Source organism: Chryseobacterium vaccae, from assembly GCF_009602705.1.
GTDB classification, from domain to species: domain Bacteria; phylum Bacteroidota; class Bacteroidia; order Flavobacteriales; family Weeksellaceae; genus Chryseobacterium; species Chryseobacterium vaccae.
Genome location: NZ_VSWH01000001.1, coordinates 761,031 through 777,609, shown reverse-complemented (window position 1 = coordinate 777,609; position 16,579 = coordinate 761,031). Strand labels below are relative to the sequence as shown.

General features: G+C 37.8%; 14 protein-coding genes. 6 read left to right on the top strand and 8 right to left on the bottom strand.

The genetic code is table 11. The annotated features are described in order from the left end of the window. The first annotated feature begins 35 nt into the window (after positions 1 to 35). From FW768_RS03535 to FW768_RS03525, 3 genes are all read left to right on the top strand, one after another. Positions 36 to 416 (top strand): HYC_CC_PP family protein, encoded by a 381-nt coding sequence (locus FW768_RS03535; protein WP_231128627.1) that lies wholly within the window; start codon positions 36 to 38, stop codon positions 414 to 416. Between the two features lie 119 nt (positions 417 to 535). Then, positions 536 to 1,009, top strand: a complete 474-nt coding sequence (locus tag FW768_RS03530; RefSeq protein ID WP_153392448.1) for a DUF3347 domain-containing protein — start codon at positions 536 to 538, stop codon at positions 1,007 to 1,009. Positions 1,010 to 1,098: 89 nt separating this feature from the next. After that, on the top strand, positions 1,099 to 3,888 hold the full coding sequence (locus tag FW768_RS03525; RefSeq protein ID WP_185151928.1) for a multicopper oxidase domain-containing protein: 2,790 nt from the start codon (positions 1,099 to 1,101) through the stop codon (positions 3,886 to 3,888). Between the two features lie 275 nt (positions 3,889 to 4,163). Here the strand turns inward: FW768_RS03525 and FW768_RS03520 are convergent, their stop codons facing one another. From FW768_RS03520 to FW768_RS03490, 7 genes are all read right to left on the bottom strand, one after another. Beyond that, complete coding sequence (locus FW768_RS03520; RefSeq protein WP_153392446.1) at positions 4,164 to 6,194, bottom strand: alpha/beta hydrolase family protein; 2,031 nt, start codon at positions 6,192 to 6,194, stop codon at positions 4,164 to 4,166. Positions 6,195 to 6,267: 73 nt separating this feature from the next. Then, entirely contained in the window at positions 6,268 to 7,380 is a 1,113-nt protein-coding gene (locus tag FW768_RS03515) for an FAD-dependent monooxygenase (protein ID WP_153392444.1), read from the bottom strand. A gap of 10 nt (positions 7,381 to 7,390) precedes the next feature. Continuing rightward, positions 7,391 to 7,885, bottom strand: coding sequence for a GNAT family N-acetyltransferase (locus tag FW768_RS03510; RefSeq protein WP_153392442.1), 495 nt, complete (start codon positions 7,883 to 7,885; stop codon positions 7,391 to 7,393). A gap of 9 nt (positions 7,886 to 7,894) precedes the next feature. Continuing rightward, positions 7,895 to 8,491, bottom strand: coding sequence for a hypothetical protein (locus FW768_RS03505; RefSeq protein ID WP_153392440.1), 597 nt, complete (start codon positions 8,489 to 8,491; stop codon positions 7,895 to 7,897). A gap of 160 nt (positions 8,492 to 8,651) precedes the next feature. Further along, positions 8,652 to 9,518, bottom strand: a complete 867-nt coding sequence (locus tag FW768_RS03500) for a sigma-70 family RNA polymerase sigma factor (protein ID WP_002979276.1) — start codon at positions 9,516 to 9,518, stop codon at positions 8,652 to 8,654. A gap of 151 nt (positions 9,519 to 9,669) precedes the next feature. Next, a complete protein-coding gene (locus FW768_RS03495; RefSeq protein ID WP_153392438.1) occupies positions 9,670 to 11,037 on the bottom strand; it encodes a PQQ-dependent sugar dehydrogenase in 1,368 nt (455 codons plus the stop codon). A gap of 312 nt (positions 11,038 to 11,349) precedes the next feature. Then, complete coding sequence (locus FW768_RS03490) at positions 11,350 to 12,141, bottom strand: S1/P1 nuclease (RefSeq protein WP_153392436.1); 792 nt, start codon at positions 12,139 to 12,141, stop codon at positions 11,350 to 11,352. Positions 12,142 to 12,540: 399 nt separating this feature from the next. On the opposite strand from FW768_RS03490, the gene FW768_RS03485 reads away from it, so the two are divergent. From FW768_RS03485 to FW768_RS03475, 3 genes are read left to right on the top strand one after another with little or no spacing between them, the layout of a single operon-like run. After that, positions 12,541 to 13,458: a type VI secretion system baseplate subunit TssG gene (locus FW768_RS03485; protein ID WP_231128626.1), complete on the top strand. Its 918-nt coding sequence runs from the start codon at positions 12,541 to 12,543 to the stop codon at positions 13,456 to 13,458. A gap of 54 nt (positions 13,459 to 13,512) precedes the next feature. Next, entirely contained in the window at positions 13,513 to 14,415 is a 903-nt protein-coding gene (locus FW768_RS03480; protein WP_153392433.1) for a TssN family type VI secretion system protein, read from the top strand. 27 nt (positions 14,416 to 14,442) lie between these two features. Continuing rightward, positions 14,443 to 15,582, top strand: a complete 1,140-nt coding sequence (locus FW768_RS03475; protein ID WP_153392431.1) for a hypothetical protein — start codon at positions 14,443 to 14,445, stop codon at positions 15,580 to 15,582. Between the two features lie 119 nt (positions 15,583 to 15,701). Here FW768_RS03475 and blaIND read toward each other — a convergent pair whose 3' ends face one another. After that, on the bottom strand, positions 15,702 to 16,421 hold the full coding sequence (gene blaIND / locus FW768_RS03470) for an IND family subclass B1 metallo-beta-lactamase (RefSeq protein ID WP_153392429.1): 720 nt from the start codon (positions 16,419 to 16,421) through the stop codon (positions 15,702 to 15,704). Between the last annotated feature and the right edge of the window lie 158 nt (positions 16,422 to 16,579).

Below are 16,579 nucleotides of genomic sequence, written 5' to 3'. Positions count from 1 at the left end.
GCGTTTTCGAAGATATTTTTAACTTTGCTGTATCAATGAAAAAGATTCTTGCCATATTGTTTTCTGTTTTCTACTTCGGGTTTTCTTCCGGAGCGGCTTTCAGTGTTCATTATTGTATGCAGGAATTTGTTTCTGTAAGCCAAAAAACGGATGATATCTGTGGTAAATGCGGTGTTAAAGATAAAAAAAGCTGCTGCAAGACAGAGATCAAAGTGGTAAAAGTGGATGATTCCCAAAAGTCAGATTTTCTGAAGATTGATTTTTTAAATCAGATTCTGGAAAAAGCACCGGACCACCAGTTTTTCGTTACAGACAAGTCTTTTTCAGCATCAAAATTTAGCCAGATAAGAATCAACGCACCGCCTGAATACAGGCCGGTTCCCATCTATATCAATCATTGTAATTTTAGAATTTAGAATCCGTCTGTTGTCTGGTATTATCCGGGTGATCGTACTTTCGCGGACAACACGGTTCAGCGCATTACGTGCGTTTTTCAACAATTCTTTATTAAAAATTAATTCTAAAATTTAAAACAATGAAAAAGTATATCATTACAGCAGCCTTATCTTTATTTTCAATCCTTTCAGTTTCAGCACAGTCTAAAAAAGATGCGCAGGTATCCAAACTGTACCAGAATTATATTGCCATTAAAACTGCTCTGGCTTCTGATGATGCCGATAAAACCTCAAAAGCAGCAACCGAATTTATTAAGACAGCTTCTACGGTTGATTATAAATTAGTGTCTGAGGGTAATCTTAATATCCTGAGAAAAGATGCTACTGTTATTTCTGATGCGAGAAATATTGCTGCACAAAGAGAAACATTCCTGAATCTTTCAGAAAATATGATTGCTTTGACGAAAGAATTTAAACTTTCTGAAAAGCCCGTTTATGTACAATACTGCCCAATGGCTGACGGCAGCTGGCTGAGCGATGAAAAAAAGATCGCCAATCCATACTACGGAAGCTCTATGCTTTCATGCGGGAGTGTAAAGTCGGAGATTAAATAAATAGTGTATCTATCTTTAAAATAACAAGTTGTACGATTTAGGTTATGTTTAACTTTAATTCGTACAGTTTTAAAAAAGTTCAGAATATTATGAAAAAAATGATCATATTTCTGGTGCTTTTATGCTCTGTTTTTACCTTCGCCCAAACAACGAAAACATATTATACCTGTCCGATGCATCCTGAAGTAGTCTCCTCAAAACCTGGTGACTGCCCGAAATGCAAAATGACGCTGGTAAAGAAAACAGTGGTAATAAAGCCTAAAGTAATTGCAAAACCTCAGGAAAAGCCCGTACAGAAAGCTGAAATCAGAACAAAACCCGTAGAACCTAAAGTAAATAAAGCAAAGCCTGAAATTAAAAAGGTGAAAAGTGTCAAGGAAGCAGAAAAAGCAAAGCCTGCTAAACCTGTTCAGACTGCCAGAGCACCAATAGTTTCTCAACCTAAAGTTCATACGCAATCTCATTCTGTTTATACCTGCCCGATGCATCCGGAAGTAACCTCAGATAAACCTGGAAAATGCCCGAAGTGCGGAATGGAGCTGGTGGAGAATGAAGATCATCAACATGCGGTTGTTGAAGAACCTAAAAAAGAAGAAAAATCTGTTTTAAGAAAAAATTCTGAGAACGGAAAAGTAACTTTTGGAGGAAAAACAGTCAGATACGATCTTTATGTGAAAGATACAATCGTAAATTTTACAGGGAAAAACAGGAGAGCGCTGGCCATTAACGGTAAATTGCAGGCTCCCACCCTATATTTTACAGAAGGGGATACGGCAGAAATCTATCTTCACAATATGCTGAAGGAGAATACCGGGCTGCACTGGCATGGAGTAATTCTTCCCAATGAGCATGACGGCGTTCCGTATCTCACAACAAAGCCTGTAAAACCAGGGGAAACCCATTTATACAAATTTAAAATCTCTCAGAACGGAACCTATTGGTATCACTCCCATGAAGCTCTTCAGGAGCAGATCGGAATGAACGGTATCCTTGTTTTCAAAAAAAGAGAAGGGGAGTCTGCTCCTCAATATAATGCGGAAATTCCGGTTCTTTTAGGCGATTGGAGTGATGATGATCCGATGCAGATTGCCAGAAGGCTTCATATGGCCAATACAGACTGGTATGCTGTGAAGAAAAATGCAGTTCAGAGTTACTGGGAAGCTATAAAATCAGGGCATTTCGGAACAAAAGCCCTGAATGAATGGAAAAGAATGGAAGCAATGGATGTAAGTGATGTATATTACGATAAGTTCCTCATCAACGGGCTTCCAAGTTCTGATTACTCCAATTTAAAAGCAGGTGACAAAATTAGATTGAGAGTTGCCAACGGAGGATCATCCACCTATTTCTGGCTGAATTACGGCGGCGGAAAAATAAAAGTTGTAGGAAATGACGGAAATGACGTAGTCCCTGTGGAAGTAGACCGTCTGATTATAGGTGTTTCTGAAACTTATGATATTGAAGTAACAGTTCCGGAGAATAAAAGCTTTGAATTCCGGGCTACTTCCGAAGACAGAATTGGCCATGCTTCTTTATGGCTGGGTTCCGGTGATAAGGTTGAAGCTCCCAATCTGCCAAGACTGATGTTGTTTGAAGGAATGAAAATGATGAACGGAATGATGGAAATGAGCGGAAACATGAAGCCGATGAACATGACGATGGGCAACCAGATGATGGATATGAACGAGGTGATGTATCCTGAAATTCCTGAAAGCCAGCGTAAAACAACAGCAAAGCATATGAATGAAATGATGGGAGTGAAGACAAAAGAAAAGGAACAGAAAGAAGAAGATCATTCACAGCATTCAGGGATGAATATGAAGGAGGAAAAAACAATCAAAAGACTGTCTTATAATCTGTTAAATTCTCCTGAAAAAACAATTCTTCCAACAGACAGCATTCGTGAAATGAAGTTTACCCTGGAAGGAAATATGAACCATTATCTGTGGACACTGGATAATAAAACGGTAACAGAAACAGATAAAATTCTGGTAAAAAAAGGAGAAATTCTTAGAATCAAGCTGTATAACAATTCTATGATGCGCCACCCGATGCATCTTCATGGCCATGATTTCAGATTAATCAATTCAAAAGGAGAGTATTCTCCGTTGAAAAATGTAGTAGACATTATGCCAATGGAAACGGTAACGATAGAATTTGCGGCCAATCAGGACGGAGACTGGTTCTTCCATTGTCATATTCTATATCATATGATGGCGGGAATGGGAAGAATATTCAGCTATGAAAACTCGAAGCCCAATCCACAGCTGCCCAACAGAAAACTTGCCTGGAAAAACTTTTTGCAGGACAACAGGATGATCAGCTCTATGGCAATGCTTGATGTAGCCAGCAATAAAATGCACGCTGAGACAATGACAATGTTCGGACCGAGATGGGCTAATCTGAATGAGTTCCATTCCAACTGGAATTTCGATCATTTTGAAGGAAATGTAAAAGTAGGAAGATTCTTAGGAAAATTCCAGTGGGCTCTTCCATATGCCGGTTTCAGGTTCCAGAAGAATCATGAGATCATGGAAAGACAGATGACTGAAGATATGGGAATGGATTTTCACGGAAAGAAATTCTGGTTCGGACAGCAGAAAGCTTCTAAGACTAAAGCGTCCTTCATTGTCGGAATGCAGTATCTTTTGCCGATGCTCATCACTGCTGATGCAAGTGTAGACCAGAACGGAAAAGTTTTACTGGAGCTGAGCAGAGAAGATATTCCTATTTCCAGAAGGATAAGAGGAAATTTCAGTGTTAATTCTGATGGAGAATTTACAACAGGAGTACGGTATATCCTGCAAAAATGGCTATCCGTTTCCGGAAATTATGATAATGAAATGGGCTGGGGTGCCGGTGTTACTCTAACTTACTAACTATAAATAAAGGCTGTCCAATGGATAGCCTTTATCATTTGGAAAATAAATATATCGAGGTTAGTATATTTTAGGTGCTGTCATTGGAGCTTGAATTTCCCACAGATTCCGCGGATTACACAGATCTTTGTGAATACTTTTTATCGATTGCAGATGTTCTAAACCTATAAGTTTTGTGTAATATCCACCGTAATTTTATTTTTCAGCTTCCCTTATAAAAACAAAAAGCCGCCCCATTTTAAAATGAGACGGCTTTTTCTGAATTTAATCAGCTTTTATTTCTTTGCTTCGTCAGTTTTTGCTGCAGGTGTATAAGTTACCTTTTTAATATCAACAGTCATTTCTTTCAGACGTTTGGCTACATCTTCAGGCATTTCTTTCTGATATCTTCCTCCAATCACTTCTGACAGGAATTTTTCTGTCTCAGCATACATGGCCATATTATTTACCGGTTTTCTGAATCCGTGTCCTTCATCATTAGCCAGGATGTAATTTACTTTTTTTCCTCTGTCACGAAGGGCAATCACAATCTGATCAGCTTCTGCCTGTTTTACTCTCGGGTCATTGGCTCCCTGGATAATCAGAAGAGGCTTTACAATTTTATCAACACTGAACAGTGGACTCGCTGCACGGATGGCCTTTTTACCTTCTTCTGTATTCGGATCGCCAATCATTCCGTAAAGAGAAGCGCGGGCTGATTCCCAATAAGCAGGAACAGAGTCTAAAAGTGTAAACAAGTTGCTTGGTCCCACGATATCCACACCTCCGGCATACAGATCAGGCGTAAAAGCAAGCCCTGCCAGAGTAGCATAACCGCCATAGCTTCCTCCCATGATCACGACTTTATTTTTATCAGCGATGCCTTTATCAATCAGATATTTTACGCCCCAAGTAATATCATCCTGCATTAGTTTTCCCCATTGAAGATCCCCGTCATTCTTAAACTTTTTACCATAACCTCCACTGGCTCTGAAGTTAGGCTGAAGTACCGCATAGCCTCTGTTGGCTAAAAACTGTACCGTTGAATTGTATCCCCAATAATCTCTAGGTCCTTTTGGTCCTCCATGTATTAAGATTACTACCGGAACATTCTTTCCAGAAGAACCTGTCGGCAAGGTCAGATAAGCTGGAATTTCAAGCCCGTCACTGCTCTTATAAGAAATAGGAGTCATAGGAGCCAGGTACTGTTCTACTTTCTTTAATTCGGTTCTTGGTGTGTACTGGAAGATCAGCTGTTTGGTTTTGGCATCAAAGAAATAGGCTTCAGGAGCATATTTGTCGCCCCAGACTGAGATCAGGAATTTTGAATAATCTTTAGTAGGGCTGGCAAAATTAACCTCTCTTCCCGGAAATTTACTTTGTAAAAATTTATAGTTTATTTCCCATGTTTTATCTTTCCAGTACATTTCTGTTTTATCTCCTGTATAAGAAGTGGAAATGATTTTTCTGGTATTTCTGTCTATAAATAGTCCTCCGAAATCAACTTTTCCTTTAGGGTCATCTTCTACTTTGGTGATCTGTTTGGTTTTCGGGTCCATCAGGAATAATGCTGATTTATCCAGATTTCCTTTATCAGTTACCAAATAAAACTTGCTGTTATTCTCATTCCAGTCTGCAATATAAGCTTCTTCCGTTACCAGGGTTTCATAAATAGGAGTTAGTTGATCACCGTCTTTATACAAAAATTGAGTGGTTCCTTTTTCATCCGTTCTGTATAAAATTCTTAGCTTTTCATCCCAATCGAAATTATAGCTTGTAATACGGTCTTTATTTTCGAAGATCTTTTTCAGTTCCCCGGTAGATATTTTCAATGAATACAGGTCATGCCATGCCTTATCGCGGTTATTCAGACCGACCATCAACAAATCAGGATCTTTTCTGCTGGCCATATAGATCTGAGCGGCTACCTCTTTAAGCGGGGTTAAATTTCTTGCTTCAGGAACTCCGTTCGTTACTTTTGCCATTGGATCTACAGCGAAAATATTGATGTTTTCATCACCGTTATTGTCTTTTGCAAAGAGGATGTATTTTCCATCTTCAGACCAGAAGTATCCGCTTAGCGGACGTTTGCTGTCCGTTAATGGACGTGCCTTATCAAAAGGTTCATCAATTTTTTTTACCCAGATGTTCATGATTCCTCCGTATTCTTTGGTAAAGGATATCCATTTTCCGTCCGGACTCAGCTGGCCACCGGAAATTTCAGGGTTTCCAAAAAACAACTGTCTGTCCAGCAAAGGAACCTGTTGCGCTCGTGTCATCTGTAACCCTATCGTTAAGAGGAGTGCGAGGTAAATGATTTTTTTCATTATTTCATAAGTTTAGTTATTTATTGAAAGCAGTCTGCTTCTTTTTTTATACTGATTTTCAGCAGCAATTTTATCATTCCAGCTGAATAATTTTTTCAACGGTTTTCTGATTCATGCTGTCAGGAGTTAAGCGCATCAACAAATTACGGAGCTTATTTCCGTGTTCCCATTGCGAGATTTTCCCTATTGTGCGGCTCGTACTGACGATATAATCTACTTTTTTTCTTCTGATTCTTTGAAACTCTTCAAAAACACTGTTGAAATCCTTATTTTTTTCCAGCAGTTTACCAATAATATAGGCATCTTCAATAGCCTGGCAGGCTCCCTGACCCATATTAGGAGTTGTGGCATGAGCTGCATCTCCGGTAAGACAAAGGTTTTCAAAATGCCATTGGGGAATGGGAGAGAGGTCTGCAATTTCATTACAGATAATATTTTCTTTTGGTGTAGCCTTAATAAGATTGATTACTAAGGGATCAAAATCATTGAAAATTATAGCTACATCTAGTTTTTCGTCAAAGTTTTTTTCATTGATGCATGCGTACCAGTAGACTTTTTCCTCTGAAATCTGCACAAATCCAAAACGTTTTCCTTTGCCCCACATTTCAAAAGCTTCATGGAGAAATTTTGAAGGAAGATCGAAATGGGTTATCCCGCGCCAGCATTTTTGCCCTGCATTTCTGATGGTTCCCGTTTTCAGGATCTGTTCCCGGACCTTTGATTTTATGCCATCTGCCCCGAAAACAATTTTGCTTTCTTTTGAATGTCCCTCGAAATGCAGCACATAATTTTCTTGCTTTTCAATCTGCAGGAGAGAATGATTGAGCTGAATAGATTCAAAACCTATATTTTCTGCCATAATCTTTTGCAGATCGGCTCTGTGTATGGCTACATTACAAGAATTATATTTTTTTTCAAATGCTGTGATATCTGTCTTTGAAATTGTTTTAAAAAATGGATCTGTAATAGAGATCCCGTGGATTTTATTTCCAGCATTTTCAATTTTTCCTTTAAGACCGAGCTGATCAAAGATCTGCATTGCGTTGACAGCCATCATGATTCCGGCTCCTACGGGTTTTATCTCCGGGGCAGATTCATAAATGGTGAAATCATATCCCTTCTGCTTCAGTACATTTCCCAATGCCAGTCCACCGATTCCTGCTCCTATAATTGAAATAGTATCCATGGGGCCTGTATTACAGATTTAATATATAATTTTCGGATACTTTTTTAAAACCATATTTTCCGAAAAAATGATGAGCTCCCGCATTGTTTACACCGCTTTCAAGCATGATAAAACTGATATTCCAGTTTTTTGATTCTTCCACCGCTTTTTCCAGCAGCATACTTCCGATAGACTGTCCCCTGTAAGACTGGTCTAGCAGCATATCTTCCAGAACAGCATATTTTTTAAAGCCATTGATGAGATGAAAAACCAATATCCCGATGATCTCATTTTGATCATTCTCCGCGATCAGAATTTTTAATTCAGTCCCTGAACCTTTAAAATCGTCTGAAAACTGGGCTTGTAATATTGTTTCAAGATCTGGATTCCATTGTCCCGGGCTTAAAGCTCTTCCGGAAATGATCTCACCGTGAGAAATATAAGAATCTGTTTTATGGGTGATAAAGAAACTGATCAGTTCTTTAATCCGTTCACTGTCTGTAAGCCATTGTGTGGTATATCTCATTGTTTTATCTTACTTCATATTTTTTAATTCGTTCAGTAAATTCTGCTGTCTGGTAATAAAATGTTCCAGACTGTCTGTTTTCAGTGGGTGGGCATTTTGATATTTCTGAATTTCAGGAAGGGTTTTCCTGATTTTAAAAGCAGTATATTGGTCTGTGATCGCCTCAGTATTGGTATTAATTTTCTTAATCAGTTCTTTTATATTGTTGATTTTAAGACTGTACTGATCCTTACTTATCTTAATCTGTTGTTCAACTTCTTTTTTTAAGAGTGAATCTTTAATGGCGACTGCTTTCTGATGAGCGTCCTGGTAATAAGATTCAGATTTACGGATAATAGGTTCATAAGAGGCAAGAACTTTTTCGCTATCCTGGTAAATTTTGGTTACCCTTTCATCCAGAGTCTTGAGATTGGTATCGATTTTGAGAAGTTCAGCATAAATCTGATCGATCATATCATCAGAACGGTAACTTTCTTTCAGTGAACCGGAAACTGATGATTCCGCATTGTCTACTGCGTTGGCAACAATCGGAGGATTTTCAGGCCGGTTTTCTTTACAGGCTATGAAAGATAAAGCCAGTGCAGAGGCGAAAAGTATTTTTCTCATAGTAATTTGTATTTGGTGAATGAGAGCTGTTCTCTGATGAAGATCTTATTTCATCTTATCGAAACTTTAATTTTTCTATTAGTTGATATTAAGCAGGTATTTGTTACAAAAAAAACGGAGCCTGAAAACAGACTCCGTTGAATACGTTGTTACGTTAAAATTATTTACCTAAATAAGATTTTAAGATCTTACTTCTGGTATTATGTTTTAGTCTCTTGATCGCTTTTTCTTTGATCTGACGAACTCTCTCTCTTGTAAGATCGAAAGTTTCCCCGATTTCTTCTAAAGTCATCGGATGTTTTCCGTTCAGTCCGAAATAAAGTCTTACTAAATCAGCTTCTCTCGGAGTAAGAGTATTCAGTGCTCTTTCAATTTCAATCTGAAGAGATTCAAGCATCAGGTCTTTGTCCGGGCTTGGAGATTCTCCTGAACGTAAAACATCATAAAGATTAGAATCTTCACCTTCTACTAAAGGCGCATCCATAGACAGGTGTCTTCCGGAGTTTTTCATTGATTCTTTAATATCCTCTTCACTCATGTCAAGAACTTCAGCCAATTCTTCCGGAGAAGGTGGTCTTTCATTTTCCTGCTCAAGGTGAGCGTATGCTTTGTTGATTTTATTGATGGAGCCGATTTTGTTCAACGGAAGCCTTACAATTCTGGATTGTTCTGCTAACGCCTGCAAAATTGACTGACGAATCCACCAAACCGCGTAAGAGATAAATTTGAAACCTCTAGTTTCATCGTACCTTTTTGCTGCTTTCATCAATCCTAAATTACCTTCATTGATCAAATCGGGTAAAGAAAGACCTTGATTTTGGTATTGTTTGGATACGGAAACTACGAAACGAAGGTTGGCTTTGATTAATTTCTCCAGTGCTGCTCTGTCGCCTGCACGTATTCTTTGTGCCAATTCTACTTCTTCGTCCGCAGTGATCAGTTCCACTTTACCAATTTCCTGCAAATACTTGTCTAATGAAGCAGTTTCCCTGTTGGTAACCTGCTTAGTGATTTTTAATTGTCTCATCTATTTTTATCCTCAAAAAAGAGTTACTATATATTATACGTATGAAGTGGTAAAAAGGTTACACCAGTTTTAATTATTTTTTAAATTTATGGGGTATTATGGGATACATCAGATTTCAGGCTTTTAGAAATGGATGCGGCTTGCAATGATTTTATAACTTCTGAATTTTTAAAACTTGTGATACAGAACCTTTTTCCTTAATCTTCAAATAATAGAATCCAGCTGCCAGACTACTAATATCTATCTGCATTTGTTTTCCTTGAAAATGTACTTGTTTAATGAGCTTTCCGCTTATATCAACCAGATCAATCTCTGCAGTGGCATGATTCAATTTGTTTTGTATCGTGATCGTATTATTGGCAGGAACAGGGGTTGCTACCCAATTATTTTTAAAGGAAATTGTTTCTCCTGTACCCAGGCTGGTGGGTGTAGGGTCATATATTTCATAAATTTTATCAATCTTGTTGTTCACATTGTTGGAGTTACTGGTACTGACATATATTTTCCCATTAGGGGCAGCCATCACATCTCTTATTCTTCCAAAACTTACCTCAGGTATATCCACTTGTGAAATGACAGCGTTTTGATCAGCATTGAAAGTCAGTACATATAAGGCCTGATTTTTCAGTGAAGCCAGGAGTAATTTATTTTGCCACTGCGGGAAGAGCGGGTGAGTATAAAACTCAATACCGCATACGGCAATCGTTGGGGTCCAGGATTTGGCCGGTTCATAAACATTGTTGGCGTTGCAAAAAGTGGCCTCTGCAGGTAAATTGCAATAGCCTTCAACGTTGGGCCAGCCATAGTTCCTGCCGGCTTCTATGATGTTGATCTCGTCATCGTTGCTAGGACCGTGCTCACTGCTAACGAGTTTAGTGCCCATCATAGCCAGTCCTTGCGGATTGCGATGCCCAAAACTCCATACGGCTGATCCGGGTATAGGATTATCGCTGGGGATACTCCCGTCAAGGTTATAGCGTAGAATTTTACCGTTGAGTGATGCTGTATTCTGAGGAAAGCTCAGATCATTTGCATCACCTGTAGTCATATACAGTTTATTATTGCTAATGAGCAAACGGCTGCCATTGTGAATGACATTAGCCTCAATACTATCTTTTATCAATCTTTTAAAGGTAAGTACATCTGTAACCGGATTATATTCATATACCACTAATTTTTCACGATAATCATTTCCATTAAGCAGATAATTGTAAGAGCAGAATACTTCCGGGATATTAGGAAAATCGGGATGCAGGGCTAAACCAAGCATTCCTCCTTCACCATTATTGATAGACACGCCCTGTTCAAAGATAAGCTGCTTCATTTCACCGGTAACCGGATTGAGTCTCGAAATGGCACCGTGTCTTTGCGTGAACCAGATGCTGCCATCAGGCGCACTCACCATTTCCCAAGGAATATATAACCCGCTTTTAACTTCTCTTACGGAATAGTCGTTTGTTTGGGCAAAAACTTGAATATTAATAAATACAGCAATGGCGAACGTAAAAATTTTTATCATCGATTTAAATATTTAGTATTCAAATTTATATAAAAAACATATACAAAAAGACTTTTTGAGTTTGTTTAAATATTGATTTACAATATGTTATGTGTTTTATTCTATAATTTTCCTGAAAGTGAGAATTTCTATTTATAAAAATCACATTTTTTTATATTTCTTTAATTGATTGTTCTTTTGTTTTTAATTTAATTTTTTTTAGAAAAGATATATAAACGAAAAAAGCGAAACCGAAGTCCCGCTTTTATAGTGAAGAATAAATAATTAAAAATTAAAAATTCTTTTTATGATTTTATTTTGAGCCAGCAGCCATTAAAACAACTCATTCAATAGTTTAGCCAGTCTTAATCCACCGTACAGAAGCTGTCTTTCCATTGTATCATTGAATTTATACTGGTAGTCGTAAGATAATTTTGAGCCATCCGGCGTCTGTGCATAGATTTTGTTGGCGATTTTATGAGAATCATACAGCCAGTCTTCTACAGTTCCGGTTTGGATTTGTTTTACTTCATCCTTAGATTTGATGTCTAAAAGTTTTGCATATTCTGTATAGCTGTATTTCTGAGAATCTACAAGCTTTCCATCCCATACAGAGTGAAGATTGGTTTTGTCTCCAAAATACGTTACATTAATTTTATTTCCACCAAGATCTTCGGCTCTTCCTACGTGCAGAGGCTGTGCAAGGTCTCCCATGATGTGGATCAGGAAAATCAAGGCAATTTTTCTGTCTTTTTCAGAAGTTTTAGCATCTTTAATCTGGCTGGATAAGGTGTTGATCTGGGTGTAAAGACTTGGACCTGCCTGAAGCTTTAAGTTTTGGTCAAATGCTTTAAAATCAACCTGCGGATCGATATTTACATAATGCCATGATGAAGCCTGTTTCCAAACACCTGTAGTATCAGACTTAATGAAATCCGGCCAGTTGGCCCAGTACGCCAGTCTTTCTTTGCCCATTATTTTTTTGATCTCCCTTCTTGTTTTCCCCGACAGGTGGTTTTCTGCAATCTCTGCGATAACTCTGTGTCCTGTAAGTCCCCATGCATAAGAATAAAGTGAAGAGGAGATGAATGCTAAAATCAGAATTTTAGAATAAATACTTTTCATTATAAATAACATTTTACAAGCTGCAAAGATACGGCCCGCTTTCGAATTGACCATTAAATAGTTCCTGATTATTCCCCGGAAGAATGTTAATAAAATTTAATCTAAATAAAAAAGGGAATGCATATCACATATGATCTGTTTTATCAGTGTGAATTTTTACTGCTTAAACTGTTCACTATCAGTTTGAAAATTCATTGAAATGGTTTGTGCTAAAGGTTTGTTCAGAAGCTGTATACCGTATTTTTACGGATTTTGTTACAGATTATTCCGTTTAATGTCAATAAATTAGTATTTTTAGAATAAAATTATTGGGAAAATATTTTTTCAAACTTACGAGATATATTATCTTTACCAGTCATAATCACAGGAAACACTATGTATGAGAATAATATTGTAGACATGAATTACAATAAGCTGCAGACGGACTTTAAAGCAGAAGCAGTGGCTGTAAACCTTTTGAAATACCATCGCGCGGTAAGCAATATATTTATTGAACGGATTGGGATTAACGACCGTGCTTACCTGAAAGACATTAAAAGTATTTCAAGCAGTTATTTAGGATTTGATGAGGAAGTATTTACGATAGAAACCTATAGGGAAGGCGTGTATGATTACCTTCCTGAAGGGTTGTTTCATCCACCTTCATTGGGAGCTTCCCGAAAGAATGTGGATACGGTAGTCCGTGAGATCCGTAAACAGAAAAGAGTAGAAGATGATGCCCGTAAGTTTTTCAAGCCTTTTGAGCTGGAAATATTTTTTACGGAGATCAGCGCATTGCTGAAAGAATCTGAGTTTGATATCACCAGCAATACTGATGCATTGTTGGAAACAGTGAGTGAACTATGGCCTCTGGTGAGAATGCTTGACCAGCAGAATGCCTATATTTTCATTCATATCCTGCCGTTTTTCCATCAGATAAGAGGTGATAAGAGATGGTTTGAAAGATGTATGACAGCTTTTCTTCAGGTTCCGGTAGAAGTTACTTTTACGCCTAACATCATAGACAAGATTGAGAAAAATGATGATTCTATGTTATTGGGGAATTCCAGGTTAGGAGTAACGTATATTCCGAGCGGAAAACATATGGACGGGCAAAGGAACTGGGTGGTGAATATAGGCCCGATTCCTTATCATGAAATGGAAAAATATATTCCTGGCAACCCGTTCAGGAAAGTACTGCAAGCCCTTTATGATTATTTTCTTCCTGTAACCGTAGATGTGGAAGAAAATTTCATTACAGAGAAACAGGAATATTCATTCTGTCTGGAAGATAATGAAAGAAACGCCAGCCGTCTCGGATACTCTACATTCCTCTAAAATAATTTATTATATTTACAACTACCAACAAAGTATAAATTCGAAAAGAAACAAATGGAAATTTCTTCAGTAAAAGGTATTTTTTTAAGGTATATATTAATGCCTTTAATAGCAGTTATTATGATGTCCATACTCGGGGTGATCAGAAGAAACAAACCTGCTATCAAAATTAAAGTAATTATTGTATACGTTCTTCTGTGCAGTTTATGTCTGGCTCTTCCCGGAATTTTCGGATTTGCGGGAAATCTTTTTAATCCGTACTGGTATCTTATTGCACAGGTGATTTTCCTTATTTTGGGTATTATTCATGTGAATTTAATGCACAGATATTTCAGAAAGCATATTGATTCTGTAGGAATGAGTATTTTATTTGAGTCGATTCTTTCATTAACATGTATTGCCTTCGGAGGATATTTGTTTACCCTGATTTTCAACTTGATCAATAAAGGGAATGGAAATGCAGTGATGTCTGCTACAAGTATGGCAATTTTTGTGGTTCCTATGGTATTTTATTACTGTTATATTCAGTTTATCAGTATTCCTTTCGATATTTATAAAACATGGAAATATTCACCGGATCAGAGACTTCCGGATTTTGAAGGAGCTGACTTTGACCGTTTAATGGTTCTGAATGTGGAATTAAGCAAAAACTTAGAAGATGCCAACCGTTTTAGAATTAAAGCCAAAACACTTCCCACGGGAATTACTTTTGGAGACTGGTTCTACAGGGTTGTAGATGATTACAACCATAAAAATCCAGGTTCTATCATCCACCTCTCCGATGTTGAAAAAGAACCATATTATTGGATTTTTTACACTAAAAAGTCGTTTTTCAGCTTTAGAAAATATATTGATTTCGACCAGGATATCACTACGAACGGCATTTCAGAAAATGAAGTGGTGATTTGTAAAAGAGTTATCCAGCACGAGGAAGAAGGCGTTATAAGAAGATCATAATCACAGAAAATTTAAAAAGTATTAACTATGATACAACCTATCAAACATTTTGCGATCAACTGGGTAGACGGGATGAAAGTATCCCAGAGACACCTTAATGATCAGGATAATTTTTTAATTGACACCATCAGAGATTCCAATTCATTGGGAATTTCCACCTATAATTACGGGCTTTTACCTATCTCTAAAGAATATACGGATAAAACCATTTTTGATGTTCACAATACGGCAACAAATGATGTACAGCTGGTGATTAAACACTGCAGCGCTATTACAATGGCCGGGTATCGTATTGATCTGAATGATAGGAGAGTGAGTGTGAAGTCACTTGCAAAATCAATGAATGAGGAGCAGGCAGATGGAGAATATTACATTCTGATCTCTGTAAACCCTTTTGATAAGGTACCTTTCGGAGATATTGACCCGGAAGAAATTCCGCCGCGCCACCCGAATGCACAACCTAATCATTTTATAGAGTTGCTTCCGGTAACTTCACTGAACAGCAGTTATTCAGGAGGAAATTACCTGATTATTGGAAAAGTGGATCTGAGAGCCAATATTGCACAGGTAGACTCTAATTTTATTCCGCCGTGTACATCTATTCAAAGTCATCCGGCTTTAGTAGATTATTACAGCAGTTTTGCTAAGTCTATCGGAAACCTTCAGCAGTATGCATTCAAAATCATCCAGAAGGCATCCCATAAGAACCAGAATACAGCACTGGCACAGAATGTAAAATATCTGTGTACAACGATGGTAAATACTTTTGGTGATGTTTATTTCCAGTTCAGAAATGTTATTCCTTGGCAGCCGCCGGTATTTCTGATTGAAGTATTTGCTAAATTAGCTCTTCATCTGTACAATGCAACCCAGATTCTGGTACCTGCCGAACTGGAAGAAATGCTGAACTACAGCTTAGAATGGAGTGAAATTGCCCCTCATACTTTACTGAACCAGCTTTCTATTGTAGCAGAAACCAATTATGACCACCACAACTGCGGCGAGCCGCTTCTTTATATCCAGCAGATGTTAAGAAGCCTTGAAACCATTTTCTCTAAACTGAGCGAACTGGATTATATCGGTCAGAAGAAAGAAAATATCATTGTTAATGAGCAGGAAGTATCCTCCAATAACAACCCAAAGAGAGGCTGGAGTGTTTTAGATTAATAAAAACATTTGAAAAATACAGATCCCGGATTAAAAAGTCCGGGATTTTTTTATATACTCATATTGATGAATTTTGGGATATAAAAAAAGACCTGACAGAGATTGCAGGCCTTTCTAATTTATTTTTTATTCAACAGTTCCAGCGTATGCTCTACGTGCCCGCCTCCTTTCCATTCATCATGCCCGGGAACAATCAAAGTAGCCTGGGAATATTTGGATTTCAGTTTTTCCATCGTATGAGGCCATTGCTCTACGTTGGCTTCTGCGGTGTAGCCTAGGTCTGTGGCTGCCTTACTTTTAACAAGACATCCGCCATCCAGTATGTTGTATTTAGGAAACCATACCACTACATTATCAGCAGTATGTCCTTCTCCAAGAAAATCCACTACAAATTCTTCTCCTCCTATACGGTATGTTTTTCCGGTTTTTATAATGGTGTTCGATGTTGCTTTTCCTTCTTTCTTCAGTAGTTCATTGGTTTTTTCAGTAGCATAGGTTTTGATTCCTTTGTTGTTATAAAAACTCAGGTCTCCGGCTCTGTCTGCATGTGAATGGGTAGCAAATACCGCAATAACAGGCAGGTTATGGCGTTTTTTTATGGTATCCATCAGGCTTTGATATTGTGTTTTCTGCCATGGAACATCGAACAGAACAACTCCTTTCTTTGTAATAAGATACATGGCATTGGTAGAGTATTCTTTCCCTCCAAACACACCGAAAGTTTTATAAATATAAAGATTGGGTTTTATAGGGGGCTCAATAACAAAATCTCTTACCTGAGCACCTGCAAAAGGGCTTAACAGCATGGAGACGATAAAAAACTGAATGCTTTTTTTCATAATTTCAGGGGATCATTAAAATTTCAGTATTAGTCAGAAGATTATTCTGAACAGAAAGTTTTGCAAACCTAGGGAAATTTAGGGTTTTCAGGTTTTTTTGAGAGGAGTTTAACCGTTTTTTAACAGTTGTTGTTTTTTTTGCGAAAAGACGCAATTAT